This window comes from Leifsonia sp. EB41 (assembly GCF_041262565.1).
Lineage (GTDB): Bacteria > Actinomycetota > Actinomycetes > Actinomycetales > Microbacteriaceae > Leifsonia.
The window spans coordinates 2,687,498-2,712,958 of sequence record NZ_JBGCCJ010000001.1; the positions used below are offsets into that span (position 1 = coordinate 2,687,498).

Consider the following 25,461-nt stretch of genomic DNA (forward strand, 5'->3'; position numbering starts at 1 on the left):
AAGAGCCGCACCGAATGACCACCAGCAACCAGGACCTCCGTGTCGGCGTCGTCGGCGCCGGGCAGATGGGCGCCGACCACATCCAGCGCATCACCGGCACGATCAGCGGCGCGACCGTCTCCGCGATCGTGGAGCCGGACGCCGGCCGGGCGGAGGCCGCGGCAGCCGCGGCGCCGAGTGCGCGGGCGTTTGCGAGCGTGGAGGACGCCCTCGACGCGTCCGCGCTCGACGCAGTGATCATCGCGACGCCCGGCCAGTTCCACGAGCCCGTGCTGGTGCCCGCGCTGGAGGCGAAGCTCCCCATCCTGTGCGAGAAGCCGCTGACGCCGGACAGCGCGTCGTCGCTGCGCATCCTGGAGCTGGAGCAGAAGCTGGACCGCCCGCACATCCAGCTCGGCTTCATGCGCCGCTTCGACGACGAGTACCGCGCGCTGCGCGAACTGATCGTGGGCGGCGACGCAGGGGAGCTGCTGATGCTGCGCGGCGTGCACCGCAACCCGTCGGTGCCTGACAGCTACACCCAGTCGATGCTCATCACCGACTCGGTCGTGCACGAGTTCGACGTCATGCCGTGGCTCGCCGGCTCGCCCGTCCGCAGCGTCGAGGTCAAGTACCCGCGGCGCAACGACCTCGCGCCCGAGCGGCTCCGCGAGCCCATCCTGGTGCTCATCGAGCTGGAGAACGGCGTGCTGGTCGACGTGGAGATGAACGTCAGCGTGCGGTTCGGCTACCAGGTCGGCACCGAGGCGGTCTTCCAGACCGGCACCGCGCGCATCGGCCAGCCGTCCGGCTTGCAGCGCTGGTCCGACGCCGCGTTCTCGATCGCGGAGCACACGACCTTCAAGACCCGGTTCGCCCGCGCCTACGATGCGCAGGTGCAGGCGTGGGTGAACGCTGTGCGCGACGGTTCGCTCATCGCCGGGCCGAACGCGTGGGACGGCTACCTCGTCGCCCTCGCGTGCGAAGCCGGCGTCCGCGCGCTGGAGCAGTCCGGCCCCGTCCCCGTGGCGACGCCCGCACGCCCCGCCTTCTACGCGTAACCCTTGCCGCCGAGGGGCACGCAAACGCCCCTAACACGCTGTTTTAGGGGCGTTTACGTGCCCCTCGACAGGTGGACGACGGGGTCAGCGATCGACGAGGGTGAGCTCGAACGAGTAGAGGTCGGGCCGGTACACGTGCCGACCGAACTCCACCGCCCGGCCGGAGTTGTCGAACGCGGTGCGCGACATGGTGAGCAGTGGCGACCCGCGACGGATCTCCAGGAGGTCGGCCTCGTTCGCGTTCGCGGCGCGGGCGCCGATCCGCTGGTTGGCGACCCGGATGGCCACGCCGCGCGCCTTCAGGAGCTGGTAGAGGCCGCGCGCCTCCAGATCCTCGCGCGAGATGTCGATGAAGTCTTCCGGCAGCGTGTTCTCGAGGATCGCCAGCGGCACGCCGTCCGCCGACCGCAGCCGGGTGAGCTCCAGCACCGGGTTGCCGTACGGGACGCCGAGCTCCTTCGCCGCGGCCTCGTCCGCGATCCCGATCTCGTACGAGATGACGCGAGTGGTCGGCGTCTGCCCGGACTGGCCCAGGTCCTCGTAGAGGCTGGTCAGCTCGACGTTGCGGGTCACCCGGCCGTGGACGACCTGCGTCCCGATGCCGCGCCGGCGGACCAGGAGGCCCTTGTCGACCAGCTCCTGCAGGGCACGGCGGATGGTGGGACGCGACAGCCCGAGCCGGTTGCCGAGCGAGATCTCGTTCTCGAGGCGCGATCCCGGAGGAACCGTCTCGGACCGGATCGCCGCCTCCAGCGCCGTCGCGAGCTGGTAGTAGAGCGGCACCGGGCTGCCCTTGTCGAGGCTGTCGAAGAGGTCCACGGGCAGCGGGTACTCGGCTTGCATCCGCGTCCTCCACAGGTCGATCCAAATGTCAGAACAACCGTACACCTTGTAGGTGTTGTCAGCCCGTCAGCGCGGCCGCAGCGCTATTCGGCGGCGCTCAGCGCGATGGTGCCGACGCCGAGGGCGGCGAGGATCGCGGCCGAGATGCGCTCGAGCGTCTTGGCCACCGCCGGCCGTTTGAGCCAGAGGATCGCGCGCGACGCGAGCAGCGCCACCACCGTGAGGTACGCCGCGGCGACGACCGCGTCGATCGCACCAAGCAGGAGCGTGTTGCCGATCGTTGCGCCGTCGTGCGGGACGAACTGCGGCGCGATGGCGAGGAAGAAGAGGCCGACCTTGGGGTTCATCACCGTGGACAGCACCCCGGCGAGGAAGCCGGAGTGGAGGCTGGTCGTCCGCACCCGCGCCTCCGGGCCCTGGGCGGCGTGCCGGCGGCTGGCGATCAGCGCGGAGACGCCGAGATAGATGAGGTAGAGGCCGCCCGCGATCTTGACGACCCGGTAGACCTCGGCGGACTGCTCCAGCAACGCGGCCAGCCCGAGCGCGACGGCGAGCGCCCACAGCATCGAGCCGACGGCGGACCCCGCCGACGCCGCGAGGCCGGCGCCCGGGCGGGCCAGGCTGTAACGGAGGACGAGGAAGGTGTCGGGGCCGGGTGTCACCGCCAGGATCACGCAGAGGCCCGCGAAGGCGAGGAGGGCGGGGGCTGTCATGCAGCAAGTGTAGGGGGCGTAGGCTCCCGCCATGACGGACGACCTCCTCGCCGCGGTCCGCGCACGCTTCGACGGCCGCGCCGCGGAGTACGACACGAGCGAGATGCACCGGCAGCTCGCCGCGGCGGTCGCCGACTTCGCGGACCTCGACGGCGTGCGGGACGTGCTGGACGTCGCCACCGGGACCGGCCTGGTGCTGCGAGCCCTCCACTCGCGCGACCGTTCCCTGCGGCTGAGCGGCATCGACCTGTCGGGCGGCATGGTGGAGGTCGCGCGGGGCGAGCTCCCGGATGCTGTGCTGGTCGAAGGCGACGCGACGGTGCTCCCGTTCCCGGATGACGCGTTCGACCTGGTCACGTGCGTGACGGGCCTGCACCTCTTCCCCGACCCGGACGCCGCGGTCGCCGACTGGGTGCGCGTCCTCCGGCCGGGAGGCCGCGCGGTCACCGCGACCTTCGGCGACGTGGACACCTCCCAGCACGGCGGCCGCCCCGGCGCGGCCGTGCCCGACCCCGCGCACGGAGCAGGCCACCACGGCGCCGAGCCGCCGCCCTATCCCACGTACCACGAGCGGTTCCGTACCCCCGAGCTCCTCGCCGAAGCCGTCGCCCCGGCCGGCCTCACCCTGACCCGGCACGCCTGGTGGACCCACGGCCACGACCGCGTCCTCCTCGCCGAATTGCGCCCCGCCTGACTTCCCCCTACCCGTCGCCAACGGAGGACTTCCGGCCCCAATCGTCCCCGATCTCCTCCGGTGACTGCTATTCAGGGCTCCCCGCGCGCGAATCTCCTCCGTTACCCACGCCAGTGGTTCAGCGGGCCAGGAGCCGCAGCTCCAGGGCGGTCCCCGCGGGGCCGGTGGAGGCCACGCGGACCTCGCCGCCGTGGCGCACCGCGACCTCGCGCACGAGTGCGAGCCCGATCCCGAAGCCCGAGCGCGAGCGGCCGGCGGCCGAAGCGGCCGCGGGGGCGGCGCGGGCGAACCGGTCGAAGATCCGGGCCGGGTCGATGCCCTGGATGCCGGGCCCCTGGTCCGCCACGGTCAGGTAGGCCGAGCGCCCTTCGCGCCGGATCGTCGCCGTCACCACGCCGCCGGCGGGGGAGTGGGCGACCGCATTGTCGAGCAGGGCCGTCGCGCAGCGCTGCAGCGTCGTCGCCGGGACCTCGCTCGAAACCTCGTCCCGCACCTCCAGCCGGACCGTCACCCCGGCCTGCTCCGCGAGCACCCCGAGCGACTCCACCGCTCGACGCACCGGGTCGGCCAGCTGCACGGGACCGTCCGATGCCGCGGCGCGCTCGCGTTCGGGGTCGGCGGCGAGCAGCAGGTCGTTGACGACCTCGATCAGCGTCCGGGTGTCGTCGCGCAGCTCCGCCACGGTCGCCGTCGACGGGTCGCCGTCGGGGAGGCCGCGCTGCAGCACCTGGAGGCGCGCGTCGAGCACCGCGAGCGGCGTGCGCAGTTCGTGGCTGGCGTCCGCGACGAAGTCCCTTTGCCGCCGCAGCGCCTCACCGAGCGGCCGAACGGCGCGCCGGGTGACCACCACGGCGAGCACCCCGGCGACGATCACCGCCAGCACACCGACGACGATGAACGCGATCATCGCGTCCACGGTGTCGATGTAGATCTTGTGCTGGCCGGGGCGCGGGGCCTCCGAGAGCTCCTTCGGCTGGAGCTGGTCGAGCACGAAGAAGAACGCCACCCCGATCGCCGCGACGACCAGCGCGCCTGACGCGATGGTGAGCTGGAGGCCGACCGTCCGGGAGGCGCGGCGCACCTCCCGGAAGTCGACGTCGTCGCGCCTGGTCACAGTTGCCCCAGCCGATAGCCCTCGCCGCGCACGGTCGCGATGATCTCCGGATCGGTCTTGCGCCGCAGGTAGTGAACGTAGGTGTCGACGGTGCCCGGCTGCTCGTCCGCCTCGAACACCGCCTCCAGGATGTGCGCGCGCGAGAACGTCCGCAGCGGGCTCTCCGCCAGCAGCCGCAGGAGGTCGGACTCCCGCTCGGTGAGCTGGATGCGGCCCTCGTAGGGCGAGTAGATGCTGCGGCTCTCCGGGTAGAACCGCCATCCGCCGACCGGCAGCTCACGGCCCTCGCCGGTGAACGTGCGGGTCAGCGCCCGCAGCCGGGCGAGCAGTTCGTCGAACTCGAACGGCTTGACCAGGTAGTCATTGGCCCCGGCGTCCAGGCCTTCGACGCGGTCCCGGAGGGCGCCGAGCGCGGTGAGCATGATGATCGGCGCGACGACGCGGCCGTCGCGCAGCTTGCCGACGAGGGTCACACCGTCGATGCCCGGCAGCCGGCGGTCGACCACCATCGCGTCGAAACGCTCCCGGAGCCCGACCGCGAGCCCGGCCTCCCCGTCGACCACGCGCGTCACGTCGTAGGACTCCGACAGCACCTGCTCGATCAGCGGGCCGAGGCGCGCGTCGTCCTCGACGAGCAGCACGCGCAGTCGGGTGGCCTCCATGTCGTTCAACTTATCGCGGCCTCCGCGGTTCGCGGCCGTGCGCGGGGTCGAGCCCTGGCCCGATGAGCGGGAACCGCTCCAGCGGCGGCGCGATCAGCCGCAGCACGCCGAGTACGAGCAGGACCGCCGCCGTCGCGTAGACGAGCGACGCCAGCACGTCCGTCGGGTTGTGTACGCCGAGGTAGACGCGGGAGAACGCGGTGAGCAGGGGCGCGACGACCGCGAACGCGATCAGCGGGCCCCGCAGGCGGCCCTGGCCGAACACGATCAGCAGTGCGAGCGCGAGCGCGACCGCGAAACTGGTGTGCCCGCTCGGGAAGCTGAACCCGGTGTCGGTGAGGACGTGGTGCGGGAGCTCGGCGGACAGCGGTCGTGGACGCTGTACGACGTCCTTGACGACGGTGCTGCCGAGCCAGGGGAGCAGGGCGAGCGCCGCGAACGCGAGCGCCGGCCCGAGCCTGCGCCGGGCGATCCAGGTCGCCGCGGAGACCAGCCCGACGATCGCGAGGGCCGCCACCGGTGAGAACAGGACGTCGTCGGCCAGCGTCACCGCGTCGAGGAACGGCGTGCGGGCTCCCTCGACGGCGCGGATGACGCCGAGGTCCCAGGCGGTGATCGCGGGGGAGGCCACGATCGCGAGGCCGGCGAGCACCACGAGCAGGATGACGATGAGCGGGACGACGATAGCGCGGGCGGTCGCGGACGGCGCGGCCGTCGACCGCGGCGGCACGACTGGGCGCGGCGGCTCGACCGGTCGCTGCGGCCCCTGCTCGTCTCCGCCGAGCGCACGGCGGGGTGTGGTCGCGGTCATCGGATCCCCCTTCGACCATCCAGCCTGCGCGCCGCCTCCCCAGATGCCGCTAAGGATCCTCGGCCCGCGCCCAGGCACCAGGCCCCTCAGAGGATTCTGGGAGGCGATGCGGAATGCTGTCGGGATGCTCCGCAACAAGGTCCCCGCCGTCACGGCGCTGTTCTGGGTCACCAAGCTGCTGACCACGGCGATGGGTGAGACCACCTCCGACTACCTGGTCAAGAACTACGACCCGGTCATCGCGGTCATCGCCGCCTTCGTGGTGTTCGCCGCCGCCCTGGTGCTGCAGTTCGCCGTGCGCCGCTACATTCCGTGGGTGTACTGGCTGACGGTCTTGATGGTGGCGGTGTTCGGCACGATGGTCGCCGACGTCCTGCACATCGTCATCGGCATCCCGTACCTGGTGTCGACGGTCTTCTTCGCGGTCGTCCTGGCCGTCGTGTTCGTGGTCTGGTACCGCACGCAGCGGACGCTATCTGTGCACCACATCGACACGCGGACCCGGGAGTTCTTCTACTGGTGCGCGGTGCTGGCGACGTTCGCGCTCGGCACGGCGGTCGGCGACCTCACGGCGACGACCTTCGGGCTGGGCTACCTGGTGTCCGGGATCCTGTTCGGCGTCCTGTTCGCCATCCCGGGCGTCGCGTACCGCTGGTGGGGGCTCGGCGCGACCGCAGCCTTCTGGACCTCATATGTTCTGACCCGGCCTTTCGGAGCCTCGATCTCGGACTATCTGGCCGTCTCCCACGCGCGCGGCGGCCTCGACCTGGGCCCCGGACCCGTCAGTCTGGTGCTGTTCGCGGCGATCGTCGTGTGCGTCGTGGTGATGAGCGTCCGTCGTCCGGCAGAACCGGGAGCGACAGCTGCGGAGGGGCGCGCGAGCAGCACGCTGGCCGCCGAATAGGCCGCACTCCCGGGTTCCCTTAAACCGAGCCGCTGGTACCCTCGATCGGGTATGACGCCCGCGGACCCCCCTCGCATGCGCGGCCGCCGCTCGGCAGGCCGTCGTGCCGCCGTACCCCCGGCGAGGCGGTCGAGCGCCCGGAAGGACTCCCGGCCCGCGCCGACAGAGCCCCGGAACGCGTCAGCACCCCGGAACGCGTCAGCACCCCGCCGTCGCGCCCGCCGCCCGCTGCAGCTCCCGCTCCACCATCGCCTCGGCGTCTCGCTGGCCGTGATCGCGCTGGTCTGCGGCTTCTCGATCGTTCCGACGGACGCCGCGCTCGCCGCGACCGTTGTCGGCCCGGAGGCCACGACGATGGCTCCCGGTGCGCCCGCCTCGGACGCCGTGCAGCACCTCCTGGTGGATGCCACGATCGGCGCCCCCGTCGTGGACCGCGACACCCTCGGCGCGACGGACAGCATCCAGAGCCTCTCCCGCATCGGCACGAACGAGTCGTGGGCCGAGCTGGTGCTGATGTTCGGCGGCTGGCAGACGACCAAGCCCAACGTGGACTTCATGCTGCGCTGGATGCGTCAGGAGAACGGCCCGCCGGACTGGTGGAACCGCAACAACCCGCTGAACAACGGCTACGGCTCCGGAGGCGGCGCCGGCTTCGGCAGCTACCCCGACCTCGTGACGGCCGCGAAGTACTGCGCCGAGAATCTGCAGCGCGGCTACCCGGCCGTCGTCGCCGGGCTCACCGCGGGCACCAGCGCCGACGTGACGGCCGCCGCGATCTGGGCCTCCCCGTGGGCGAGCAGCCACTACGGCTACGGCTCGCACTGGAGCACGTCCCCCGTGCAGATCGTCACCGCCCCCGCCTCCGCCTGGGGCAACTGACCCACCGGCGAGGGGCACGTAAACGCCCCTAAAACGCGGTTTTAGGGGCGTTTACGTGCCCTTCGACGGACCCGTCAGCGCACGACCTCGGAGGGGGCGCCCTCGCGGGTGATGATCGCGGCGTCGCCGTCCTCGTCCAGCTTCACTCCGAGACGCTTGCGGAACGCGCGGGTGAGCACCAGCAGCGTGATGATCCCGATGGTCAGCCAGATCAGACCGTAGGTGAGCGCGTCGAAGTGGAGGTTGGCCCACAGCACGCCGGTCAGCACCATCCCGATCGCCGGCAGCACGATGTTGCGGATGATCTGCTTCGCGCCGTGCACCTGCCGCTTGCGGATCGCGAAGTGGATGATGACCGTCGCGTTCACCATCGTGAAGGCGATGAGCGCGCCGAAGTTGATCATCGAGGACACGAACTCCAGGGTGAACGCCGCCGCCAGCAGCGACACCGCGCCGACCAGCAGGACCGCCACGGCGGGCGTGCGGAACTTCGGGTGCACGAACGACAGCGTCCGCGAGATGCGGCCGTTCCCATTGCGCGCCATCACGTAGATCATGCGCGAGACGCTCGCGTGCGACGCCAGGCTGGAGGCCACCGCCGCCGCGACCGCGGCCGAGATGAAGAGGATCTGGAAGAGCAGCCCGCCGGTCTTGAGTGCGATCTCCGGCAGTGTGTCGTCCGTGAAGTGGAACCCGGCGAGCGTCGGGAAGCGCGACTGCGCGAACCAGGCCGCGACGAAGAAGATCGCGCCGCCGATCATCAGCGCGAGCACGATCGCCTTGGGCACCGTGCGGGTGTCCTTGGCCTCCTCGGTGTACATCGTGATCGCGTCGAAGCCGATGAACGAGAAGCAGACCACGGTCGCGCCGCCGATCACCGCCAGGATGTGAACGCCTCCGTGGAACAGCGGCGTCAGGCTGAAGGCCGTCCCGTCACCCGCCCCGGAGTTCAGCGACGCCCAGGTCAGCGCAACGAAAACGGCGATCAGAACGACCTGGAACGCCACCAGAACGCCGTTGACCTTGGAGGTCGACGACATGCTGAACAGGTTCATCGCTGTGATCGCCGCCACGTAGCCGACCACCCAGATCCAGCCGGGCACCTGCGGGAAGAACGACTCCAGGTACAGCCGGACGATGAGCGCGTTGACGAGCGGCAGCAGAAGGTAGTCGAGCAGCGACGACCAGCCGACGAGGAAGCCGACGTTCGGGTGGATGGTCTCCGACGCGTACGTGTACGCCGACCCCGCCGAGGGGAACACCCGCGTCATCCGGCCGTAGCTCACCGCGGTGAACACCATCGCCACGAGCGCGAAGAGGTACGCGGACGGGACGACGCCGTTGGTCTCGCCGGTCACGATGCCGAACGTGTCGAAAACGGTCATCGGGGTCATGTAGCCGAGTCCGAGGCCGACGATCGCCCAGAGGCCGAGGGACCGGCGGAGTGCGGTGGGGGCGGGGTTGGTGGACACGCGAGCTCCTTCGCTGCAGTCGGGGACGTGCCATAGTAAGCGCACTCCGCGACGAAATCCGAATCGAGAACGACGGATCGCATACCACATCGGGCGATTTCGCCACGGAATACGTGGTGATTCGGCGTTTTGAGTGTCGATTACATCCGTGCGCGAAATCGGCCCGACTGCGCTACTTCGCCAACCACTCCCGCAGTCGCGGCAGCGGCCATGTCGTCACGATGCGCTCCGCCGGCACACCGTTGGCCGCGGCCCGCGCCGCCCCGTACGCGAGGAAGTCCAACTGCCCCGGCGCGTGCGCGTCGGTGTCGATCGAGAACAGGCAGCCCGCGTCGAGCGCCCGCTGGATGAGATCGTCCGGCGGGTCCTGCCGCTCCGGCCGCGAGTTGATCTCCACCGCGACGCCGTTCTCCGCGCACGCCGCGAACACCGCGGAAGCGTCGAACTCGCTCGGCGGCCGGGTGCCGCGGGAGCCCTGCACCAGCCGTCCCGTGCAGTGGCCCAGCACGTTCGTGTGCGGGGCGCGGATTCCGCCGAGCATCCGGGCGGTCATGGTGCGGCTGTCCGCGCGCAGCTTGGAGTGCACGCTCGCGACCACCACATCCAGCCGGTCGAGAAGGGCGGGCGTCTGGTCGAGCGTGCCGTCCTCCAGGATGTCGACCTCGATGCCGGTGAGGAGGGTCACGCTGCCGGTCTCGAGGCCGGCGATGATGTCGAGCTGCTCCTCCAGCCGCTCGGCGCTCAGGCCGCTCGCGACCGTGAGGGTGGGGGAGTGGTCGGTGATCGCCTGGTACTCGCGGCCGAGCGTCGCGGCTGCGGCGGCCATGACCTCGATGGGCACCGTGCCGTCCGACCACTCCGTGTGGCTGTGGAGGTCGCCGCGGAGCTGGGCGCGCAGCTCGGCCCCTCCAGCGTCGAGCGGCTCCGTGTTGCGCTCGCGGAGGTCGGCCAGGTAGGTCGGGACCTCCCCGTCGACGGCCTGCGAGATGACCTGGAAGGTGCGGTCGCCGATCCCCTTCGTGCGCTTGAGCCGGCCGTCCGCGACGCGGGCCGCGACCTCGTCCGTGCCGAGCGGCGCGATGCTCGCGGCGGCCTTGCGGAACGCCTGGACTTTGAAGGACGGGGCGAGCTCGCGCTCGAGCCAGAAGGCGATCTCATTCAGTGCCGCGACCGGTTCCATGCCCTCATGCTCCCACCCCGTCGGCGGTTACGGGGCGTTACGAGCGAGGGCGGCGGCGCGGGAGGGCGCCACTAGCGTCGCAGGGTGAGCAGCGCGATCGAGAACCTGGGCCGCGAGTCCCGCGTCTACGAGCCGAGCCCGGAGTTCGCGGCGCAGGCGAACGTCGGGCCGGACGTGTTCGCGGAGGCCGTCGACCCGGTCGCCTTCTGGGAGCGGCAGGCCGCGCGCCTCGACTGGGCGGAACCCTGGCAGACCGCGCACACCTGGGAGCCCGCGACGCCCGGAACGGACGGCGAGCTGAGCATCCCGCGCGCCGAATGGTTCGCCGGCGGAAGGCTGAACGCGGCGGTCAACTGCGTCGACCGGCACGTCGTCGCCGGCCGCGGCGACCGCGTCGCGCTGCACTTCGAGGGCGAGCCGGGCGACCGCGAGACCGTTACCTACGCCGACCTCCAGCGCCGGGTCGCCCGGGCGGCCAACGCCCTCACCACGCTCGGCGTCGGGGAGGGCGACCGCGTCGTCGTGTACCTGCCGGTGCTGGTGGAGACGGTCGTCATCACGCTCGCGATCGCGCGGGTGGGCGCCATCCACTCGCTCGTGTTCGGCGGCTTCTCCGCCGAGGCGCTGCGGTTCCGGGTGGAGGACACCGGGGCGAAGCTGCTGGTGACCTCCGACGGGCAGTTCCGCCGCGGCGTCGCGGTGCCGGTGAAGGCGCAGGCGGACGCCGCGGTCGCGGGCGCCGACGCGATCGAGCACGTGCTGGTCGTCCGCCGCACCGGCGACCTCACCCCGGACATCCCGTGGGCCCCGGGCCGCGACATCTGGTGGCACGACGTCGTCGACATCGCCCCGGCCGTTCACGAGCCCGAGTTCTTCGATGCGGAGACCCCGCTCTTCATCATCTACACCTCCGGCACAACCGGCCGGCCGAAGGGCGTCGTCCACACCACCGGCGGCTACCTCACCCAGGCGTCGTGGAGCCACTGGGCGCTCTTCGACGCGAAGGAGTCCGACGTCTACTGGTGCACCGCCGACCTGGCCTGGGTGACCGCGCACACCTACGTCCTGTACGGCCCGCTGTCGAACGGCGCGACCTCCGTCCTCTACGAGGGCACACCGAACACGCCCAGCTCCGGCAGGCATTTCGAGATCATCGAGCGCTACGGCGTGACGACGTACTACACGGCGCCCACGCTCATCCGCACCTTCATGAGCTGGTTCCCGCACGGGCTCGCCGCTGCCGGCCCCTGGGACCTCTCCAGCGTTCGGCTCCTCGGCACCGTGGGGGAGGCCATCAACCCGGAGGTGTGGGTCTGGTTCCGGGAGCAGCTCGGCGCCGGCCGCGCACCCGTGGTCGACACCTGGTGGCAGTCGGAGTCCGGCGCGGCCATCGTCGCCCCGCTGCCCGGCGTCACCGCGCTGAAGCCGGGCTCGGCGACCGTGGCGGTCCCCGGTGTGACGGTGCGGGTGGTGGATGAGCGCGGGGAGGACGTGCCTCGCGGCTCCGGCGGCTCCATCGTGATCGACAGCACCTGGCCCGCGATGTCGCGGACGGTCTGGGGCGACGCGGAGCGCTACCGCGACTCCTACTGGCGGACGTTCGCCGACCGCGGCTACTTCCTCGCCGGCGACGGCGCGGCGGTGGACGACGACGGCTACCTGTGGCTGCTCGGCAGGCTGGACGACGTCATCAACGTCTCCGGCCACCGGCTGTCCACCATCGAGATCGAGTCGGCCCTGGTCGCGCATCCGTCCGTCGCGGAGGCCGCCGTGGTGGGCGTCGGCGACGCGACCACCGGGCAGGCGGTGGCGGCGTTCGTCATCCCGGCCGGGGAGCTCGATCCGTCGGGACTCCGCGACCAGGTGGCCCGGGCGATCGGCGCGATCGCGAAACCGCGCCACGTCGTGGTCGTCGACGACCTCCCGAAGACCCGCTCCGGCAAGATCATGCGGCGGCTGCTGGTCGACCTGTTCGACGGGCGGCCGCTCGGCGACACGACCTCGCTGCAGGATGAGACGGTGCCCGGGCGCATCGCGGAGGTGCTGGCAGCGCGCTCCCGCTGAATTCGGCGGTGCCGAGTCAGTCCTGTTCCAGCCCCACGAACATGGTCTCGTGCAGCACGGCGACGTGCCGTTCCGCGAGCGCGACAGCGGTCTCCAGGTCGTGACCGCGGATCGCGGCGGCCAGCGCGGCGTGCTCGGCGTTGACCTCGTGGAGGTAGGCGATCGGGTACGGGATGAAGTACGCGTAGAGGCGGCGCAGGGTCTCCTCGTACAAGCCGACGAGCGCCGGACGGCCGGCGGCGCGCGCGACCGCCAGGTGGAATCGCTCGTCCGCGGCGTGGTACTCGGACCAGTCCTGGGCGGTGGCGGCTGCGGCGACGGCAGCGTCCAGCTCCGCGAGGTCGTCGTCGCTCGCGGAGACCGCGGCCAGATGGGTCAGGCTCGTCTCGGCGAGCAGGCGCTGGTCGATGAGGCGGTGCACCTGCTCCGCGTCCGCGCGGTAAATCTCGACCGCGGAGCCGGCGCCGGCGGTGACGGCGGGCGCCGTCTCCGCCACGAACGTCCCGCCCGAGCGGCCCCTGACTCGCCGGAGCAGGCCCTCCTCGGCGAGGCTCTTGATCGCGCGCCGCGCAGTGATCTCGCTGACGTCGAGGGCGGCGGCGACATCTGCGTCGCTCGGGAGCTGCTCCCCGGGCGCGAGCAGCCGCAGCTCGACGGCGAGGGCGATGCGCGCGCGCACGGTGTCGACGGCCGAGAGCCGGGTGATCCCGGCCACGGCGGGGCCCGTCAGTGCGGGCACGGCCGTGTGCGTGAGCGTGCCGGGAACGTCTCCGGTCATGGCGTCCAGCATAGGGAGATCACCAGGGGTGGACAAATTCGATCATAATGATCTATTTTATTTCCCAGCAGTTCCGCAGCATCACCGTCCCCGCCCGTCCCGACCAATGGAGGTCCGCAATGCCGGGTCAGCTCACCGTCGCAGGCGTCCAGGCCGCGCCACGCGCGATCGGCGCCGAGCTCGAGCCGTTCGCCGCCGACGTCGCCCGCCACGCGGCCGCGGGCGCCCGCGTCGTCGTCTACCCCGAGCTCCACCTGTTCGGGGCCGACCACCTGTCGGAGTCGGTGCGGAACACCGCGCTCGGCGCTTCGGCCGTCCCGCTGGACGGCGAGCTGGTGCGCACGCTCGGCGCGATCGCCGCCGACGCGGGCGTCTGGCTGGTCCCCGGCAGCGTCTGCGAGCGCGGACCGCAGGGCGAGCTCTTCAACACCGCGCTCGCGTTCGGCCCGGACGGCGCGCTCGCCGCGAGCTACCGCAAGATCTTCCCGTGGCGCCCCTTCGAGCCGTACGTGCCGGGCGACCGCTTCGTCGTGTTCGACCTCGACGGCAGCACTGTCGGGCTCGACATCTGCTACGACGCCTGGTTCCCCGAGGTCAGCAGGCACCTGGCCTGGCTGGGCGCCGAGGTCATCGTGAACGTCGTGAAGACGACCACGCCCGACCGCGAGCAGGAGGTCGTGCTCGCACGCGCCAACTCCATCGCGAATCAGGTCTTCACCGTGAGTGTCAACACCGCCGGCCCGGTCGGTCGCGGGCGCTCGATCGTCGTCGACCCCGAGGGCGCCGTCCTCGCGGAGTCGGCGGGGGACGAGGAGACCGTCCTCGCCCTCCCGCTCGACCTCGACCGGGTCGCCCACGTCCGGGAGCACGGCACCGCCGGCGTCAACCGGATGTGGTCGCAGTTCCGCCCAGAGGACGCGGCGATCCCGCTGCCGCTGTACGCGGGGCGGATCGACCCGCGCGACTGGGCCGTCCAATCCCGCGCCCTCCCGAGCACCACCCCCTCCCGTCAGCCTCTCCTGTGAAGGATCCCGGCATGTCCACTGCTCCCGCTCCCTCCTCCGCCCAGCCGTCGCTGGCCCGGACCCTCCGCCTCCCCTCCCTCGTGCTCTTCGGCCTCGCGTACATGACGCCGCTGATCGTCCTCGGCATCTTCGGCGTCGTGGCCGAGACCACCGGGGGCGCGAGCGCGTCCGCCTACCTCGTCGCGCTGGTCGCGATGCTGTTCACGGCCTCCAGCTACGGCAGGATGGCCGCCGCCTACCCCGTCGCCGGCTCGGCCTACACGTACGTGCGCCGCACCATCGACCCACGGGTCGGCTTCCTGGTGGGCTGGGCGGTGCTGCTCGACTACCTGTTCCTCCCGATGGTGATCTGGCTGATCGGCGCCGCCTACCTGGAGGCGCAGTTCCCTGGCGTCCCCGGCTGGGTGTGGATCCTCGGCTTCATCATCGTGACCACGCTGCTGAACATCCTCGGCATCAAGGTCGCCGACCGGACGAACTACATCCTGATGGCGTTCCAGGTGCTCGTCATCGTCGTGTTCGTCGGGCTTTCGATCGGATCGGTGGTCGCCCACCGGGGAGCGGGCGGCCTGATCTCGGCCGGACCGTTCGTGAACCCGACCGCGACGTTCCAGGGCGTCACCGCCGGCGCCGCCATCGCGGCCTACTCCTTCCTCGGCTTCGACGCCGTGACCACGTTCACGGAGGAGACGATCGAGCCGCGCAAGACCGTGCCGCGCGCCATCCTGCTCATCGCCCTGATCGGCGGCGTGATCTTCATCCTGGTGTCGTACACGACCCAGCTCGTGCACCCCGGCGGCCAGTTCCACGACGCGTCGTCCGCCGCGTTCGACATCGCGATCACCATCGGCGGCAACGTCTTCGGCTCGATCTTCATCGCGGGCCTGGTGGTCGCGCAGTTCGCCTCCGGCCTCGCCGCGCAGGCCTCCGCCGCACGCCTGATGTTCGCGATGGGCCGGGACGGAGCGCTACCCCGCAAGGTGTTCGGCGAGATCAGCCGCCGGTTCCGCTCGCCGGTCGTGAACCTGATGATCATCGGCGTCGTCGGGTTGGTGGCGATGTTCCTGGATGTCGCGACCTCCACGTCGTTCATCAACTTCGGCGCGTTCGTCGCCTTCACGATGGTGAACGTGTCCGTGATCGTCTACTACTTCCGCCAGCGGCGCGAGGGTCACCGCCACAACGCGATCATCTACGTCGTGCTGCCCGCGATCGGCGCGATCGTCACCGGCTACCTGCTGACGAGGCTGGACATCAACGCCATCGTGCTCGGACTGAGCTGGCTGGTGATCGGCGTCATCGTGCTCGCCTTCGTGACGAAGGGCTTCCGTCAGCTTCCTCCCGAGATCGCGTACGACGAAGCGGACGCGGAAACCGCAGACGAGACGCGACAGGCCGCTCCGGCTCCTGCTGCGGCCCCGGCGGCGACGGAGGCCGCCCCGGCCCCGGCCAGGGAGTAGGCGTGCGGCTCGCGCTCGCGCAGCTCGCGTCGGACGACGACGTCGCAGGCAACCTCCGGGCTGTCGGCGACGCCGTCGCGCGCGCGACGGACCAGGGAGCGGAGCTGGTGCTGCTGCCGGAGTATGCGATGTACGAGAAGAAGATGGTGGACGCGACCTTCGCGGGCGTGGCCGAACCGCTCGACGGCCGCTTCGGCTCCGCTGTCGCCGAGCTGGCAGCCTCCCGGCGCGTGACGATCGTCGCGGGCCTCGTCGAACGCTCGTCCGACGGCGCCGATCCCCGGCCGTTCAACACCCTGGCGGCGTTCGGCCCGGACGGCGGCCTCCTGACCCGGTACCGCAAGATCCATCTCTTCGACTCGTTCGGCTTCCGGGAGTCCGAGTGGATTGCACCCGCCCCTGAGCCGGAGGCCGTCGTCTTCGAGGCCGGGGGGCTGACCGTCGGCCTGATGACCTGTTACGACCTGCGCTTCCCCGAGCTCGGCCGCGCGCTCGCCGACGCCGGCGCCGACCTGCTGGCGGTGTGCTCGTCGTGGGTGCCCGGCCCGCACAAGCTCGACCAGTGGCGGACGCTCGCGCGGGCCCGCGCGATCGAGAACGGCTGCTACGCCGCGGCGGTGTCGCAGGCGGAGCCCATCTCGGTGGGCCACAGCCTGCTCGCGGACCCGCACGGAGAGGTGATCGTGGAGACAGGGGGCTCGCCGGAAGTGATGCTCGGCGAGGTGGACCCCGCCGCGGTTGTCGCCGCGCGCGAACGCGACCCGGCCCTCCGGCTGCGGCGGCTCTGAGTCAGGACCGGGTCGCCACTCGCTTATCCCCCAACCGCGGACCGGAACAGGGCGAAGGAGGTCTCGCCGACGATGACGCTCTCGCCGTCGTGGAGGGCGAGCTCCTGATCGCTGGACAGCTCCAGCTCCCAGTGCGCGCCTGGCGGGTCGGGCAGCACGAACTCGACCCCGTTCTCGGCGGCGTTGAGCAGCAGGAGGAAGGAGTCCGCGCTCTCGTGCATGAGCACGAACGCGATCGTGCGGGCCTCCGGGTCGTTCCAGTCGTCGTCGGTGAACGACTCCCCGTCCGCGCGCACGATCCGCACCGTGTCGGCGCTGCCGTCCTCGGGCGCGTGCCGGTACCACTCGGGCCGGAGGGCGGGCTCGGTGCGGCGCAGGCGGATGAGCGCCGCGGTGAACGCGTGCAGTTCCCAGTCGGCGTTCGCCCAGTCGTACCAGGAGATCTCGTTGTCCTGGCAGTACGCGTTGTTGTTGCCCTGCTGGGTGCGGCCCAATTCGTCGCCGCCCAGGATCATCGGAACGCCGGCCGAGAGCAGCACCGTCGCGAGGAGGTTCTTCCGCTGCCGGACGCGCACGGCGAGGATCTCCTCGTCGTCGGTCGGGCCCTCCGCGCCGTAGTTGCGCGAGCGGTTGTCGGACTCGCCGTCGCGGTTGTCCTCCCCGTTCGCCTCGTTGTGCTTCTCGTCGTAGCTGGTGAGGTCGGCCAGCGTGAAGCCGTCGTGGGCGGTGACGAAGTTGACGCTCGAGAGCGGCGCGCGCCGGGAGTCCTCGTAGATGTCCGGGCTGCCGAGCACCCGCTGCGCGAGCGTCCCGAGCACGCCGGGGGTGCCGCGCCAGAAGTCGCGCACGTCGTCGCGGAACTGCCCGTTCCACTCCGACCAGTCGGCCGGGAACCCGCCGAGCTGGTACCCGGCGGTGTCCCACGGCTCGGCGATCAGTTTGACGCGCGCGAGGGTCGGGTCCTGCTGGATGAGCGTGAGGAACGCGCTGTGCAGGCTGGCGTCGCCGCCCTGCCGGGTGAGCGTGGTGGCCAAATCGAACCGGAATCCGTCGATGTGGTAGTCGTCCACCCAGTAGCGCAGCGAGTCCATGATGAGCTGCAGGGCGGCGGGATGGCTGACGTTGACGCTGTTCCCGGTGCCGGTGGTGTCGAAGTAGTGCGCGCGGTCGCCGTCGACGAGCCGGTAGTAGGAGGGGTTGTCGATGCCCTTGAAGCTGTAGGTCGGCCCGCGGTCGTTGCCCTCGGCGGTGTGGTTGTAGACGACGTCGAGGATGACCTCCAGGCCGGCCGCGTGCAGCGCCTTGACCATGCCCTTGAACTCGTCCACCTGGTGCCCGGTGTCGCCGGTCGCGGCGTACTCGTTGTGCGGGGCGAAGAAGCCGATGGAGTTGTAGCCCCAGTAGTTGCGGAGGCCCTTCTCCTGCAGGTGCGGGTCCTGCACGAACTGGTGCACCGGCATCAGCTCGACCGCGGTGACCCCGAGGTTCTTGAGGTACTCGACGGCGGCCGGGTGCGCGAGGCCGGCGTACGTGCCGCGGAACTCCTCCGGCACCCACTCCATCAGCTTGGTGAAGCCCTTGACGTGGGTCTCGTAGATGATGGTCTCGCTGAGCGGCGTGAACGGACGCTCGTGGTCGCCCCAGTCGAACTCCTGCGGGTCGACGACGACTCCGAGCGCGACGTGCCGCTTGCCGTTCGTGTCGCTGCGCCGCTTGGGCCTGCCGAGCTGGTGCCCGAACACGGCCTGGGAGTTGTCCCACGAGCCCGTGACGGCGCGGGCGCGCGTCGGGAGGAGGACCTTCGCGGGCGAGAAGCGGAGCCCGTTGGCGGGGTCCCAGGGTCCGGCGACGCGGAGTCCGTAGCGGGTGCCGGGGACGAGGCCCTGGACGTAGCCGTGGAAGACATGCCCAGTGCGGTTGGGGAGCTCGGTCCGGGTCTCCCGACCGCGCGCGTCGAACAGGGAGACGTAGACGTTGTCCGCGTTCTCGCTGTAGACGGCGACGTTGGCGCCGCCCTCGACGAGCGTGATGCCGAGCGGATACGGCGCGGAGCCGTCGCTGCTCACCGGACCGCCTGGGACGAGCTGTGCGCGATACTGCTGAGCGCGGGGTCGCTGCGCTGGGGGCAGAGCTGTGGCACGGTGCCTCCGATGATCGGTAGACCGACACCTTACCTGCGCGCGCAGGAGCGGTGGAAGCGGTTGACACAGGTATCGGGGGCAGCTAGGCGGCCGCGACGTACTCCTGCCGCACGGCGCCACCCGTGGCGTATTCGATGAAGCCGAAGTCTCGATCGGAGTTCAGGATCACGGCGTCGTTCGCCACGGCGTACGCGGCGATCAGGCAGTCGAACGCGCCCGCGGCCCGCACCGCACCGCGGTCCCAGAGCGACTCTTGGATGCCCAGTGCCGCGCTCTCGCTGGGGTGCTCCCAGGCCGGAAGCAAGTCGTCCATGTCTGCCTGCAACTCCCGGTGTTCCTCGGGAGAGCGGGCGGAGTGGCAATACTCCAGGACCTGCGGTGGGCAGGTGATGAGCAGATGGTGCGGAAGGATCTCCCTCAGCCGCCGCGCGATCGCCGGGCTGCTGGAAACCTTCTGCCAGATGCTGTTGTCGACGAGGTAGGTCGTCACGAGCCGGCGCTCGTGCCAGGGAGGAACGTCGGAGTGATGGTCGGAGCGTCGATCTGGTCCGGCTCGAAGCGGCGGGCGATGATGCGCTCGACGGCAGCCTGCTGACGGTGCATCGCGAGCAGCCTCCGGAGTGCGATGTCGACAGCCTCCCGGTTGGAGGATGCGCCCGTGGTCGCCTTCGCCTGCGCAAGCAGATCCGGATCGATGTCGATCGATGTGATGGCCATGTCGCCTCTCTCCGCGCTATATAGATCACTATATAGCGATGGGGGCGTTGCGTACAGCATGTCGTTCACCTCTCCACTCGTCTGATGCGGACCGCGCCGTCGAACACGGCCTCCGTCACCGTCTCATCCGCTGTGGCCGGGAGGTCGCTCCCGGTCAGCGCCGCTTCCACCCGGAGCCCGGCGCGGGTGAACGCGAACACGCCGTCCACGCAGGTGACGTCCGTCGCGCGGGCGCCAGCGGGCAGCTCGCGACGCAGCTCGATGAGGTGCCGGTACCAGGCGAGCAGGCGGGCGTGCGTGGGCCGGGCGGGTTCGGTCCAGTCCAGACGGGCGCTTTCGAAGGTCGCCGGGTCCTGCGGGTCGGGGACCACGTTCGGGTCCCAACCCATCCGGGCGAACTCGGCGATCCGGCCGGTGCGTGTGGCCTCCGCCAGCTCGGGCTCGGGATGCGAGCTGAAGAACGGCCACGGGGTGGTCGCGCCCCACTCCTCGCCCATGAACAGCATCGGCGTGAACGGGCCGAGCAGGATCAGGGCGGCGGCGACCGCGAGACGCCCCTCGTCGAGCGTCGCAGTGAGCCGGTCGCCCACCGCGCGGTTGCCGATCTGGTCGTGGTCCTGGCTGAAGGCGACCAGCCGGCTGAACGGGATGTCGCCGTCGAGCGGCCGGCCGTGGTTCCGTTCGCGGAAGCTCGACCAGGTGCCGTCGTGGAAGAACCCGCGCTCGAAGACTTTGATCAGCGCCTGCGGCCCGGCGAAATCGGCGTAGTACCCGCTCGTCTCGCCGGTCAGGTTCACGTGGACGGCGTGGTGCACATCGTCGTCCCACTGGGCGTCCAGGCCGTAGCCGTGGCGGCGCCGCTCGCGGATCAGCTTCGGGTCGTTGAGGTCGCTCTCGGCGATCAGGGTCGCTGGCCGGCCGGTCGTCTCGCGGATGCCGGCCGCCTCCCGCGCGAGCGCCTCCAGGATGTGCTCGGCGCTGCCGTCGTGGAGAGCGTGCACGGCGTCCAACCGCAGGCCGTCGACGTGCATCTCGCGCAGCCAGAAGCGGGCGTTGTCGAGGATGAGCTGCCGGACCTCGCCCGACGCCGGCCCGTCGAGGTTGACCGACGAACCCCAGGTGGTGCGACCCTCGCTCAGGTACGGGCCGAACATCGGGAGGTAGTTGCCGCTCGGCCCGAGGTGGTTGTAGACGACGTCCTGGATGACCGCGATCCCGCGTCCGTGACAGGCGTCCACGAACCGCTGGTACGCGTCGGGACCGCCGTACGGCTCGTGCACCGCGAACCAGAGCACCCCGTCGTAGCCCCACCCATGGGAACCGTTGAACGCGTTGACCGGCAACAGCTCAACGGCCTCCACGCCGAGCTCCACGAGGTGGTCGAGCCGGCCGGCTGCGGCGTCCAGGGTGCCTTCGGGCGTGAAGGTGCCGAGGTGGAGCTCGTAAATCACGCGACCGGTGAGCGGGCCGGGACGCCAGTCGTGGTCGGTCCAGGCGAAGTCGCCAGGGTCCCAGGTGCGGCTCAGCGCGTGCACGCCCTCGGGCTGGCGCCGCGAGCGCGGGTCGGGGAACGGACCCGCTCCGTCGACCACGAAGCCGTAGTCGAGCGGGGCGTCGGCGCCGTCGAGCGGCGCGGGCAGACTCCACCAGCCGCGCTCGTCCTTCTGGAGCGGATGCCTCCCGTGCCCCGCGATCTCGACCTCGACCGCATCCGCGCCCGGCGCCCACACCTCGCCGAAGCCGTCGCCCACCACGCTGCCCGCCGCGCTCATCGGACCACCGCCAGCAGCGCGACCGGATACCGGTCGAACAGTTCGGCGAGCCGTGCCCGGCCGCTCACCTCGCGTCCGGTCAGTTCGTCCCGGTAGACCGCCGCTCCGAGGTCGACCGCGGTGTCGCCCCAGCCTCCCGCCTGAGCCAGCCCGACCGGGAGCCGGGTGGCCAGCGTGACGGCGCCGCCGCGGTCGAACGCCACGAGGTGCTCCGCGCGCTCACCGTCCGCCGTCACGGGCCGGTACTCCGCGAAGAGCTCCGGTCGTTCGCGGAGCAGCCGCAGGGCCCGGGAGGTCACCAGCACTTTCGCCGCGCCCGACGAGTCGATGGGCGGCAGCCAGCCGTCGTCGAGGTGCGCGAGCAGCCCGGCCGCGGCGTCGAACTCCACCGGGCGGCGGTTGTCGGGGTCGACCAGCGACCGCTCCCAGCGCTCCGAGCCCTGGTAGACGTCGGGGACGCCCGGGATGGTGAGCTGCACGAGCTTCGCGCCGAGGCCGTTGCTCGCGCCCGGTGCGTCGACGATCGCGGCGACGGCCGCGACCTCCGCCGCCACGCGGGGGTCGTCGAACGCCGCATCCACCAGTTCGCCCATGGCGTCCTCGAACGTCGCATCGGGGTCGGTCCAGCTCGTGCTCGCGCCGGCCTCCCGCGCGGCCTTGAGCGCGTAGGCCTGGAGGCGTTCCCGGGAGGCGGGCCACGCTCCGACGATCGACTGCCAGAGCAGGTTCTCGAGCGACCCGTCTCCGATCGACACACGCTGACGGACCGCCGTGAGGAACCGGCCCCAGCGCTCTGGCAGCTCTGCGAGCACAGCGATGCGCGCCCTGGTGTCCTCGCTGCGCTTGGCATCGTGCGTGCTCAGCGTCGTCAGCGAGTGCGGGAGGTCGGCAAGGCGCCGCTGCTGCAGGCGGTGGAAGTCCGCCACGGTCACGGCGAACTCCGACGGGTCGCCGCCGACCTCGGTCAGCGACACCAGCCGGGTGTACCGGTAGAAGGCGTTGTCCTCCACACCTTTGGCCATGATCGCGCCGCTCGTCTGCTGGAACCGCGCGGAGGCCGCCGCCAGGACGCCCTCGGAGTCCGGCGCGAACACGGTGCCGAGCGTCTGTAGCGCGTCGGCGAGGTCCGGTCGCGCGGCGGACGCGGCGTCGAGCGCGGCCCGCAGCTGGTCGGCGCCGAACGGCAGGTAGCTCCGATAGACCGGGAAGCCTGCGGCCAGCTCCGCCACGGCGTCGGCGAGGGAGTCCGAGCCGGCACCCTCCACGCCCAGGTCGCGGACCACTCGGAGCACCTCCGACCGCAGGATCCCGTCGGCCGCTGCCCGCTTGCGGCGATGAACCAGCCCCGGCCAGTCCCTGCTCTCCTCGCGCGCGTCGTGCTCCTCCGCCAGTGCCGTCAGGGGCTCGTCGCCCGCCGGGTCCACGAACACGCGGTCCACGAGGCCGAGCGCGTCGTACCCGGTCGTGCCGGCGATCGGCCAGCTCGGGATGGGCTCGTCGCCCTCCAGGATCTTCTCCACCCAGACCGGGCGTCCATCGGCCAGGTCGGCGAGCCGCCGCAGGTAGTCGCCGGGGTCGCGGAGGCCGTCCGGGTGATCGACGCGGAGGCCGTCCACGAGCCCGTCGCGCACCCAGCGCGCGATCTCGGCGTGCGTGTCGTCGAAGACCCGCGGATCCTCCACCCGTACGCCGGCCAGCGAGTTCACCGCGAAGAACCGGCGGTAGTTCAGCTCGGCGTCGGCCCGTCGCCACGAGACCAGCTCGTAGTGCTGCCGGGCGTGCACCTCGCGCGGCGAGGCGAACTCGGTGCCTGGAGCGACGGGGAAGCGGTGGTCGTAGTAGCGCAGCTCGCCGTCCACGACGCGCAGCGCGTCCTCCTCGTCCGGCCCGTCGCCGAGCACCGGGAGGCGCAGCCGGCCGCCGCCGAACGCCCAGTCGATGTCGAAGTGCCCGGCGTAGGCGGACTCCTGACCGAAGCGGAGCACATCCCACCACCACGGGTTCTCGTGCGGCACAGCGACGCCGAGATGGTTGGGCACGATGTCCACGATCACCTGGAGTCCGTGGCGGTGGGCGGCGTCCGCGAACTCGCGCAACGCCTCCGGGCCGCCGCGCGCCTCGTCCACCCGCGTGGGGTCGACCACGTCGTAGCCGTGCGCAGACCCCGCGGCCGACTGGAGCAGCGGCGACAGGTAGACGGCGCCGACGCCCAGACGGCGGAGGTAGTCGAGCACCTGCGCGGCGTCCCGCAGCGTGAAGTCGGGCGAGATCTGGAGGCGGTAGGTGCTTATCGGTACGTCGTGGCTCACACCAAGGATTCTTTCGCGCGGCGCACCCCGCTGGAAGGGGGTGGACATTCCCGTGGACAACTCGCACCTGCCCCCGCCCTGTGGAGGACAGAGGGGATTGAAAAACCCGGTCGGGTGTGCACCCTGGACCGGCCCACGACACCGTGGGAACGTCGTGACGACCTGATCGAAAGGGGACATCATGGGACTCGACGACAAGATGAAGAACGCCGCGGAGAACGCGGGCGGCAAGGCCAAGGAGGCCACCGGCAAGGCGACCGGCAACGAGCGCCTGGAGGCCGAGGGCAAGGGTGACCAGGCCAAAGCCGACCTCAAGAACGCCGGCGAGAAGGTGAAGGACGCCTTCAAGCACTGACGTTCTCCACGAGTCGCCCCCGCCCCTGTGGCGGGGGCTTTCTCGTTAACGGATCACAAGGACAGCGCCGCGATCGCGCTGATCTCGATCAGCGCCCCCGGCACCCCGAGCCCCGCCACGCGCGACCCGGTCACGAGCGGCGGCGCGCCCTCCCGGCCGAGCTGGGGCGCGATGGCCCCGTACGCCGCGCCGAGATCGGCGGAGGCGTCGATGAGGACGAACCACTGCACTACGTCGTCGAGCGTCGCTCCCGCCGCCGCGAGGGCGATCTTCGCGTTGTCGAGGGCGCGCGCGGCCTGCGGGCCGACCTCCGGCGACACGAGCGCGCCGGTCTCGTCGACGCCGTTCTGGCCGCCGAGGTAGACGGTCGCCGATCCGGCGGGGACGACGGCGACGTGACTGAAGGCGGGAGTGCGGACGAGCCCGTCCGGCTGAAGGAAGGTGACGGCCATGACCTCATCCTGCCAGCGACCACCGACCTCCGGACAGGAGGCCGCCGCTGACGGACCCACGAGTGCCGAAGCGCGATTGCACAGGTGAAATCCTGCATGTTCGCTCACGTGCGACCGCGGAGCTGACCGCGTGAGGACGGCGCGGGCACCGGATACTCGCATCCATGAAACCGCAGTCTCGTGGCGCCCCGCCCGATGCCGGACCGACCGTGCCGCACGTCGAGCGCGCGACCAGCGTGGTGACCGGTCAGCCGATCCTCATCCGCTGCGAGTGCCCGCTGGGACGCGACCACACGTACGCCGAATGGCAGGAGCGGTTCGGCGGCGGCACGACCGAATGACGGCGGAAGGGCGGGCGCCGTGTGCGGATCGTCTGGTTCCGCCCGCTGCGCGCATGGATTCCGTGAGGATCCGCGCCACCGAATCCGAAGCGGCGTAGACCGATATCCGTGACGACGATCGAGCGACCTCCCGCGCGCGGAAGGGCGAAGCGGTTCTTCGAAGGCGCCCACCGCTGGGGCTGGTTCGAGGAGACCTCCGCCCTGTACACCGCGCGCACCGGGGTCTGCGCGCGCCGGCTGTTCGTCTACCCGCCGGGGACGACCTCCGCCGAGCGCCGCGCCATCGTCTTCCGGCGGCGTTGGCCCACGGTCGGCGGCCTGCTGGCCCTCATCCCTGCGCTCGTGCTGGCGCCCGCTCCCGCGGTGACGGCGATCGGCGCGCTGGTGGGGGTCTACGTCGCGGGCTTCGTCGTGGCCGCGGTCGCGACGCGCCGGGTGTGGAGGGAGTGCCGCGTGATCCGCTGCTCCACGGTCGCGGTCGGAGAACAGTACGAGACGTACGGCGACGAGCGGCTGGTCACGGCCTCCCTCGCGTCGCTGCTCGTACTGGAGCGCGCGCGGGACGAGGGCCGGATCGACGAGGTCGGATTCGAGCTCGGCTGGAGCCGCGTGTACGACCTGGCGCAGGCCCGTCCCGCGGAGTAGCTTGCCCTGCATGGGCGACCGGGTGGAGCGCGCCCGGGCGCTGCGTCGCGTCGGGCTGGGAGTGCTGTTCGCCGTCCTCTCGCTGGTCTTCACGGTCGCGGTCACCGTGCTCATCCCGACCGAGGGCGAGAACCCTCGGGCGTGGGGGATCGTCGTGTGCGGGGTCGTGACGGTGGCGGTCTTCACGCAGGTCGCACTGCGCAACTGGAGGCTGCTCAAGCACTACCGCGGCGACGATCTCCCGGTCGCCCACGCCGCCCATCGGCGGCTTCTGCACCACTGATCGAAGCGCCCGGGTGATC

Annotated in this window: 26 protein-coding genes; 12 read left to right on the forward strand and 14 right to left on the reverse strand. The window is 71.3% G+C overall.

The features are described 5' to 3' along the window. Window positions 1-14: 14 nt before the first annotated feature. Window positions 15-1,040, forward strand: coding sequence for a Gfo/Idh/MocA family protein (locus ABH923_RS13250; RefSeq protein WP_370055845.1), 1,026 nt, complete (start codon window positions 15-17; stop codon window positions 1,038-1,040). Window positions 1,041-1,124: 84 nt separating this feature from the next. Here ABH923_RS13250 and ABH923_RS13255 read toward each other — a convergent pair whose 3' ends face one another. Then, window positions 1,125-1,883, reverse strand: a complete 759-nt coding sequence (locus tag ABH923_RS13255; protein ID WP_370055846.1) for a GntR family transcriptional regulator — start codon at window positions 1,881-1,883, stop codon at window positions 1,125-1,127. 83 nt (window positions 1,884-1,966) lie between these two features. Next, window positions 1,967-2,596 (reverse strand): LysE family translocator, encoded by a 630-nt coding sequence (locus ABH923_RS13260; RefSeq protein ID WP_370055847.1) that lies wholly within the window; start codon window positions 2,594-2,596, stop codon window positions 1,967-1,969. 31 nt (window positions 2,597-2,627) lie between these two features. Between ABH923_RS13260 and ABH923_RS13265 the strand changes: the two genes are divergently transcribed. Further along, the gene (locus ABH923_RS13265; RefSeq protein ID WP_370055848.1) at window positions 2,628-3,290 is read left to right on the forward strand and encodes a class I SAM-dependent methyltransferase; all 663 of its coding nucleotides are present in this window, start codon (window positions 2,628-2,630) and stop codon (window positions 3,288-3,290) included. A 118-nt stretch (window positions 3,291-3,408) separates the two neighbouring features. Here the strand turns inward: ABH923_RS13265 and ABH923_RS13270 are convergent, their stop codons facing one another. From ABH923_RS13270 to ABH923_RS13280, 3 genes are read right to left on the reverse strand one after another with little or no spacing between them, the layout of a single operon-like run. Next, window positions 3,409-4,404 carry a sensor histidine kinase gene (locus ABH923_RS13270; protein WP_370055849.1) on the reverse strand — a complete coding sequence of 332 codons (996 nt, stop codon included), beginning with the start codon at window positions 4,402-4,404 and terminating at the stop codon, window positions 3,409-3,411. Beyond that, on the reverse strand, window positions 4,401-5,066 hold the full coding sequence (locus tag ABH923_RS13275) for a response regulator transcription factor (RefSeq protein WP_370055850.1): 666 nt from the start codon (window positions 5,064-5,066) through the stop codon (window positions 4,401-4,403). The genes ABH923_RS13270 and ABH923_RS13275 overlap by 4 nt, the downstream gene beginning before the upstream one ends. 10 nt (window positions 5,067-5,076) lie before the next feature. Continuing rightward, entirely contained in the window at window positions 5,077-5,877 is an 801-nt protein-coding gene (locus ABH923_RS13280; protein ID WP_370055851.1) for a phosphatase PAP2 family protein, read from the reverse strand. Window positions 5,878-5,983: 106 nt separating this feature from the next. Here ABH923_RS13280 and ABH923_RS13285 point away from each other — a divergent pair, with 106 nt between their 5' ends. Next, window positions 5,984-6,781 (forward strand): hypothetical protein, encoded by a 798-nt coding sequence (locus ABH923_RS13285; RefSeq protein ID WP_370055852.1) that lies wholly within the window; start codon window positions 5,984-5,986, stop codon window positions 6,779-6,781. Window positions 6,782-6,832: 51 nt separating this feature from the next. Beyond that, a complete protein-coding gene (locus tag ABH923_RS13290; RefSeq protein ID WP_370055853.1) occupies window positions 6,833-7,660 on the forward strand; it encodes a hypothetical protein in 828 nt (275 codons plus the stop codon). Window positions 7,661-7,734: 74 nt separating this feature from the next. Here the strand turns inward: ABH923_RS13290 and ABH923_RS13295 are convergent, their stop codons facing one another. Beyond that, the gene (locus tag ABH923_RS13295) at window positions 7,735-9,132 is read right to left on the reverse strand and encodes an APC family permease (RefSeq protein WP_370055854.1); all 1,398 of its coding nucleotides are present in this window, start codon (window positions 9,130-9,132) and stop codon (window positions 7,735-7,737) included. A gap of 172 nt (window positions 9,133-9,304) precedes the next feature. After that, window positions 9,305-10,312 carry a PHP domain-containing protein gene (locus ABH923_RS13300; protein WP_370055856.1) on the reverse strand — a complete coding sequence of 336 codons (1,008 nt, stop codon included), beginning with the start codon at window positions 10,310-10,312 and terminating at the stop codon, window positions 9,305-9,307. An 84-nt stretch (window positions 10,313-10,396) separates the two neighbouring features. Here ABH923_RS13300 and acs point away from each other — a divergent pair, with 84 nt between their 5' ends. Continuing rightward, complete coding sequence (acs, locus tag ABH923_RS13305) at window positions 10,397-12,376, forward strand: acetate--CoA ligase (RefSeq protein WP_370055857.1); 1,980 nt, start codon at window positions 10,397-10,399, stop codon at window positions 12,374-12,376. Window positions 12,377-12,392: 16 nt separating this feature from the next. On the opposite strand, the gene ABH923_RS13310 is transcribed toward acs, so the two are convergent. Further along, a complete protein-coding gene (locus ABH923_RS13310; RefSeq protein ID WP_370055858.1) occupies window positions 12,393-13,154 on the reverse strand; it encodes a FadR/GntR family transcriptional regulator in 762 nt (253 codons plus the stop codon). Window positions 13,155-13,273: 119 nt separating this feature from the next. Here ABH923_RS13310 and ABH923_RS13315 point away from each other — a divergent pair, with 119 nt between their 5' ends. From ABH923_RS13315 to ABH923_RS13325, 3 genes are read left to right on the forward strand one after another with little or no spacing between them, the layout of a single operon-like run. Next, window positions 13,274-14,179, forward strand: a complete 906-nt coding sequence (locus tag ABH923_RS13315; protein ID WP_370055859.1) for a carbon-nitrogen hydrolase family protein — start codon at window positions 13,274-13,276, stop codon at window positions 14,177-14,179. Window positions 14,180-14,190: 11 nt separating this feature from the next. Beyond that, the gene (locus ABH923_RS13320) at window positions 14,191-15,639 is read left to right on the forward strand and encodes an APC family permease (protein WP_370055860.1); all 1,449 of its coding nucleotides are present in this window, start codon (window positions 14,191-14,193) and stop codon (window positions 15,637-15,639) included. A gap of 2 nt (window positions 15,640-15,641) precedes the next feature. After that, complete coding sequence (locus tag ABH923_RS13325; protein WP_370055861.1) at window positions 15,642-16,427, forward strand: carbon-nitrogen hydrolase family protein; 786 nt, start codon at window positions 15,642-15,644, stop codon at window positions 16,425-16,427. A 23-nt stretch (window positions 16,428-16,450) separates the two neighbouring features. On the opposite strand, the gene glgX is transcribed toward ABH923_RS13325, so the two are convergent. The 5 genes from glgX to treY all read right to left on the reverse strand — a co-directional run bounded on the left by glgX (window position 16,451) and on the right by treY (window position 23,366). Then, complete coding sequence (gene glgX, locus ABH923_RS13330) at window positions 16,451-18,493, reverse strand: glycogen debranching protein GlgX (protein WP_370055862.1); 2,043 nt, start codon at window positions 18,491-18,493, stop codon at window positions 16,451-16,453. A gap of 157 nt (window positions 18,494-18,650) precedes the next feature. After that, entirely contained in the window at window positions 18,651-19,058 is a 408-nt protein-coding gene (locus ABH923_RS13335; RefSeq protein WP_370055863.1) for a PIN domain-containing protein, read from the reverse strand. Continuing rightward, window positions 19,055-19,285 (reverse strand): type II toxin-antitoxin system VapB family antitoxin, encoded by a 231-nt coding sequence (locus tag ABH923_RS13340; protein WP_370055865.1) that lies wholly within the window; start codon window positions 19,283-19,285, stop codon window positions 19,055-19,057. The genes ABH923_RS13335 and ABH923_RS13340 overlap by 4 nt, the downstream gene beginning before the upstream one ends. 65 nt (window positions 19,286-19,350) lie before the next feature. After that, window positions 19,351-21,057 carry a malto-oligosyltrehalose trehalohydrolase gene (gene treZ / locus ABH923_RS13345; RefSeq protein ID WP_370055866.1) on the reverse strand — a complete coding sequence of 569 codons (1,707 nt, stop codon included), beginning with the start codon at window positions 21,055-21,057 and terminating at the stop codon, window positions 19,351-19,353. After that, entirely contained in the window at window positions 21,054-23,366 is a 2,313-nt protein-coding gene (gene treY, locus ABH923_RS13350; protein ID WP_370055867.1) for a malto-oligosyltrehalose synthase, read from the reverse strand. Before treY ends, treZ begins: the two co-directional genes overlap by 4 nt. Window positions 23,367-23,547: 181 nt before the next feature. On the opposite strand from treY, the gene ABH923_RS13355 reads away from it, so the two are divergent. After that, window positions 23,548-23,721, forward strand: a complete 174-nt coding sequence (locus ABH923_RS13355; protein WP_370055868.1) for a CsbD family protein — start codon at window positions 23,548-23,550, stop codon at window positions 23,719-23,721. Between the two features lie 53 nt (window positions 23,722-23,774). Here the strand turns inward: ABH923_RS13355 and ABH923_RS13360 are convergent, their stop codons facing one another. Further along, a complete protein-coding gene (locus ABH923_RS13360; RefSeq protein ID WP_370055869.1) occupies window positions 23,775-24,173 on the reverse strand; it encodes a RidA family protein in 399 nt (132 codons plus the stop codon). Between the two features lie 164 nt (window positions 24,174-24,337). Here ABH923_RS13360 and ABH923_RS13365 point away from each other — a divergent pair, with 164 nt between their 5' ends. From ABH923_RS13365 to ABH923_RS13375, 3 genes are all read left to right on the forward strand, one after another. Further along, on the forward strand, window positions 24,338-24,514 hold the full coding sequence (locus ABH923_RS13365; protein ID WP_370055870.1) for a hypothetical protein: 177 nt from the start codon (window positions 24,338-24,340) through the stop codon (window positions 24,512-24,514). Between the two features lie 108 nt (window positions 24,515-24,622). Continuing rightward, window positions 24,623-25,159 carry a DUF6611 family protein gene (locus tag ABH923_RS13370; protein ID WP_370055871.1) on the forward strand — a complete coding sequence of 179 codons (537 nt, stop codon included), beginning with the start codon at window positions 24,623-24,625 and terminating at the stop codon, window positions 25,157-25,159. 10 nt (window positions 25,160-25,169) lie between these two features. Continuing rightward, a complete protein-coding gene (locus ABH923_RS13375; RefSeq protein WP_370055872.1) occupies window positions 25,170-25,442 on the forward strand; it encodes a hypothetical protein in 273 nt (90 codons plus the stop codon). Window positions 25,443-25,461 lie beyond the last annotated feature (19 nt).

What these genes read in the sequence shown, in the direction of transcription:
- ABH923_RS13280 (WP_370055851.1), bottom strand. Translation starts at nt 5,877, where the DNA reads ATGACCGCGACCACACCCCGCCGTGCGCTCGGCGGAGACGAGCAGGGG.
- ABH923_RS13260 (WP_370055847.1), bottom strand. Translation starts at nt 2,596, where the DNA reads ATGACAGCCCCCGCCCTCCTCGCCTTCGCGGGCCTCTGCGTGATCCTG.
- ABH923_RS13355 (WP_370055868.1), top strand. Translation starts at nt 23,548, where the DNA reads ATGGGACTCGACGACAAGATGAAGAACGCCGCGGAGAACGCGGGCGGC.
- ABH923_RS13315 (WP_370055859.1), top strand. Translation starts at nt 13,274, where the DNA reads ATGCCGGGTCAGCTCACCGTCGCAGGCGTCCAGGCCGCGCCACGCGCG.
- ABH923_RS13365 (WP_370055870.1), top strand. Translation starts at nt 24,338, where the DNA reads ATGAAACCGCAGTCTCGTGGCGCCCCGCCCGATGCCGGACCGACCGTG.
- ABH923_RS13300 (WP_370055856.1), bottom strand. Translation starts at nt 10,312, where the DNA reads ATGGAACCGGTCGCGGCACTGAATGAGATCGCCTTCTGGCTCGAGCGC.
- ABH923_RS13265 (WP_370055848.1), top strand. Translation starts at nt 2,628, where the DNA reads ATGACGGACGACCTCCTCGCCGCGGTCCGCGCACGCTTCGACGGCCGC.
- ABH923_RS13250 (WP_370055845.1), top strand. Translation starts at nt 15, where the DNA reads ATGACCACCAGCAACCAGGACCTCCGTGTCGGCGTCGTCGGCGCCGGG.
- ABH923_RS13375 (WP_370055872.1), top strand. Translation starts at nt 25,170, where the DNA reads ATGGGCGACCGGGTGGAGCGCGCCCGGGCGCTGCGTCGCGTCGGGCTG.
- ABH923_RS13255 (WP_370055846.1), bottom strand. Translation starts at nt 1,883, where the DNA reads ATGCAAGCCGAGTACCCGCTGCCCGTGGACCTCTTCGACAGCCTCGAC.
- ABH923_RS13310 (WP_370055858.1), bottom strand. Translation starts at nt 13,154, where the DNA reads ATGACCGGAGACGTTCCCGGCACGCTCACGCACACGGCCGTGCCCGCA.
- ABH923_RS13340 (WP_370055865.1), bottom strand. Translation starts at nt 19,285, where the DNA reads ATGGCCATCACATCGATCGACATCGATCCGGATCTGCTTGCGCAGGCG.
- ABH923_RS13320 (WP_370055860.1), top strand. Translation starts at nt 14,191, where the DNA reads ATGTCCACTGCTCCCGCTCCCTCCTCCGCCCAGCCGTCGCTGGCCCGG.
- ABH923_RS13360 (WP_370055869.1), bottom strand. Translation starts at nt 24,173, where the DNA reads ATGGCCGTCACCTTCCTTCAGCCGGACGGGCTCGTCCGCACTCCCGCC.
- ABH923_RS13290 (WP_370055853.1), top strand. Translation starts at nt 6,833, where the DNA reads ATGACGCCCGCGGACCCCCCTCGCATGCGCGGCCGCCGCTCGGCAGGC.
- ABH923_RS13275 (WP_370055850.1), bottom strand. Translation starts at nt 5,066, where the DNA reads ATGGAGGCCACCCGACTGCGCGTGCTGCTCGTCGAGGACGACGCGCGC.
- treZ (WP_370055866.1), bottom strand. Translation starts at nt 21,057, where the DNA reads ATGAGCGCGGCGGGCAGCGTGGTGGGCGACGGCTTCGGCGAGGTGTGG.
- ABH923_RS13285 (WP_370055852.1), top strand. Translation starts at nt 5,984, where the DNA reads ATGCGGAATGCTGTCGGGATGCTCCGCAACAAGGTCCCCGCCGTCACG.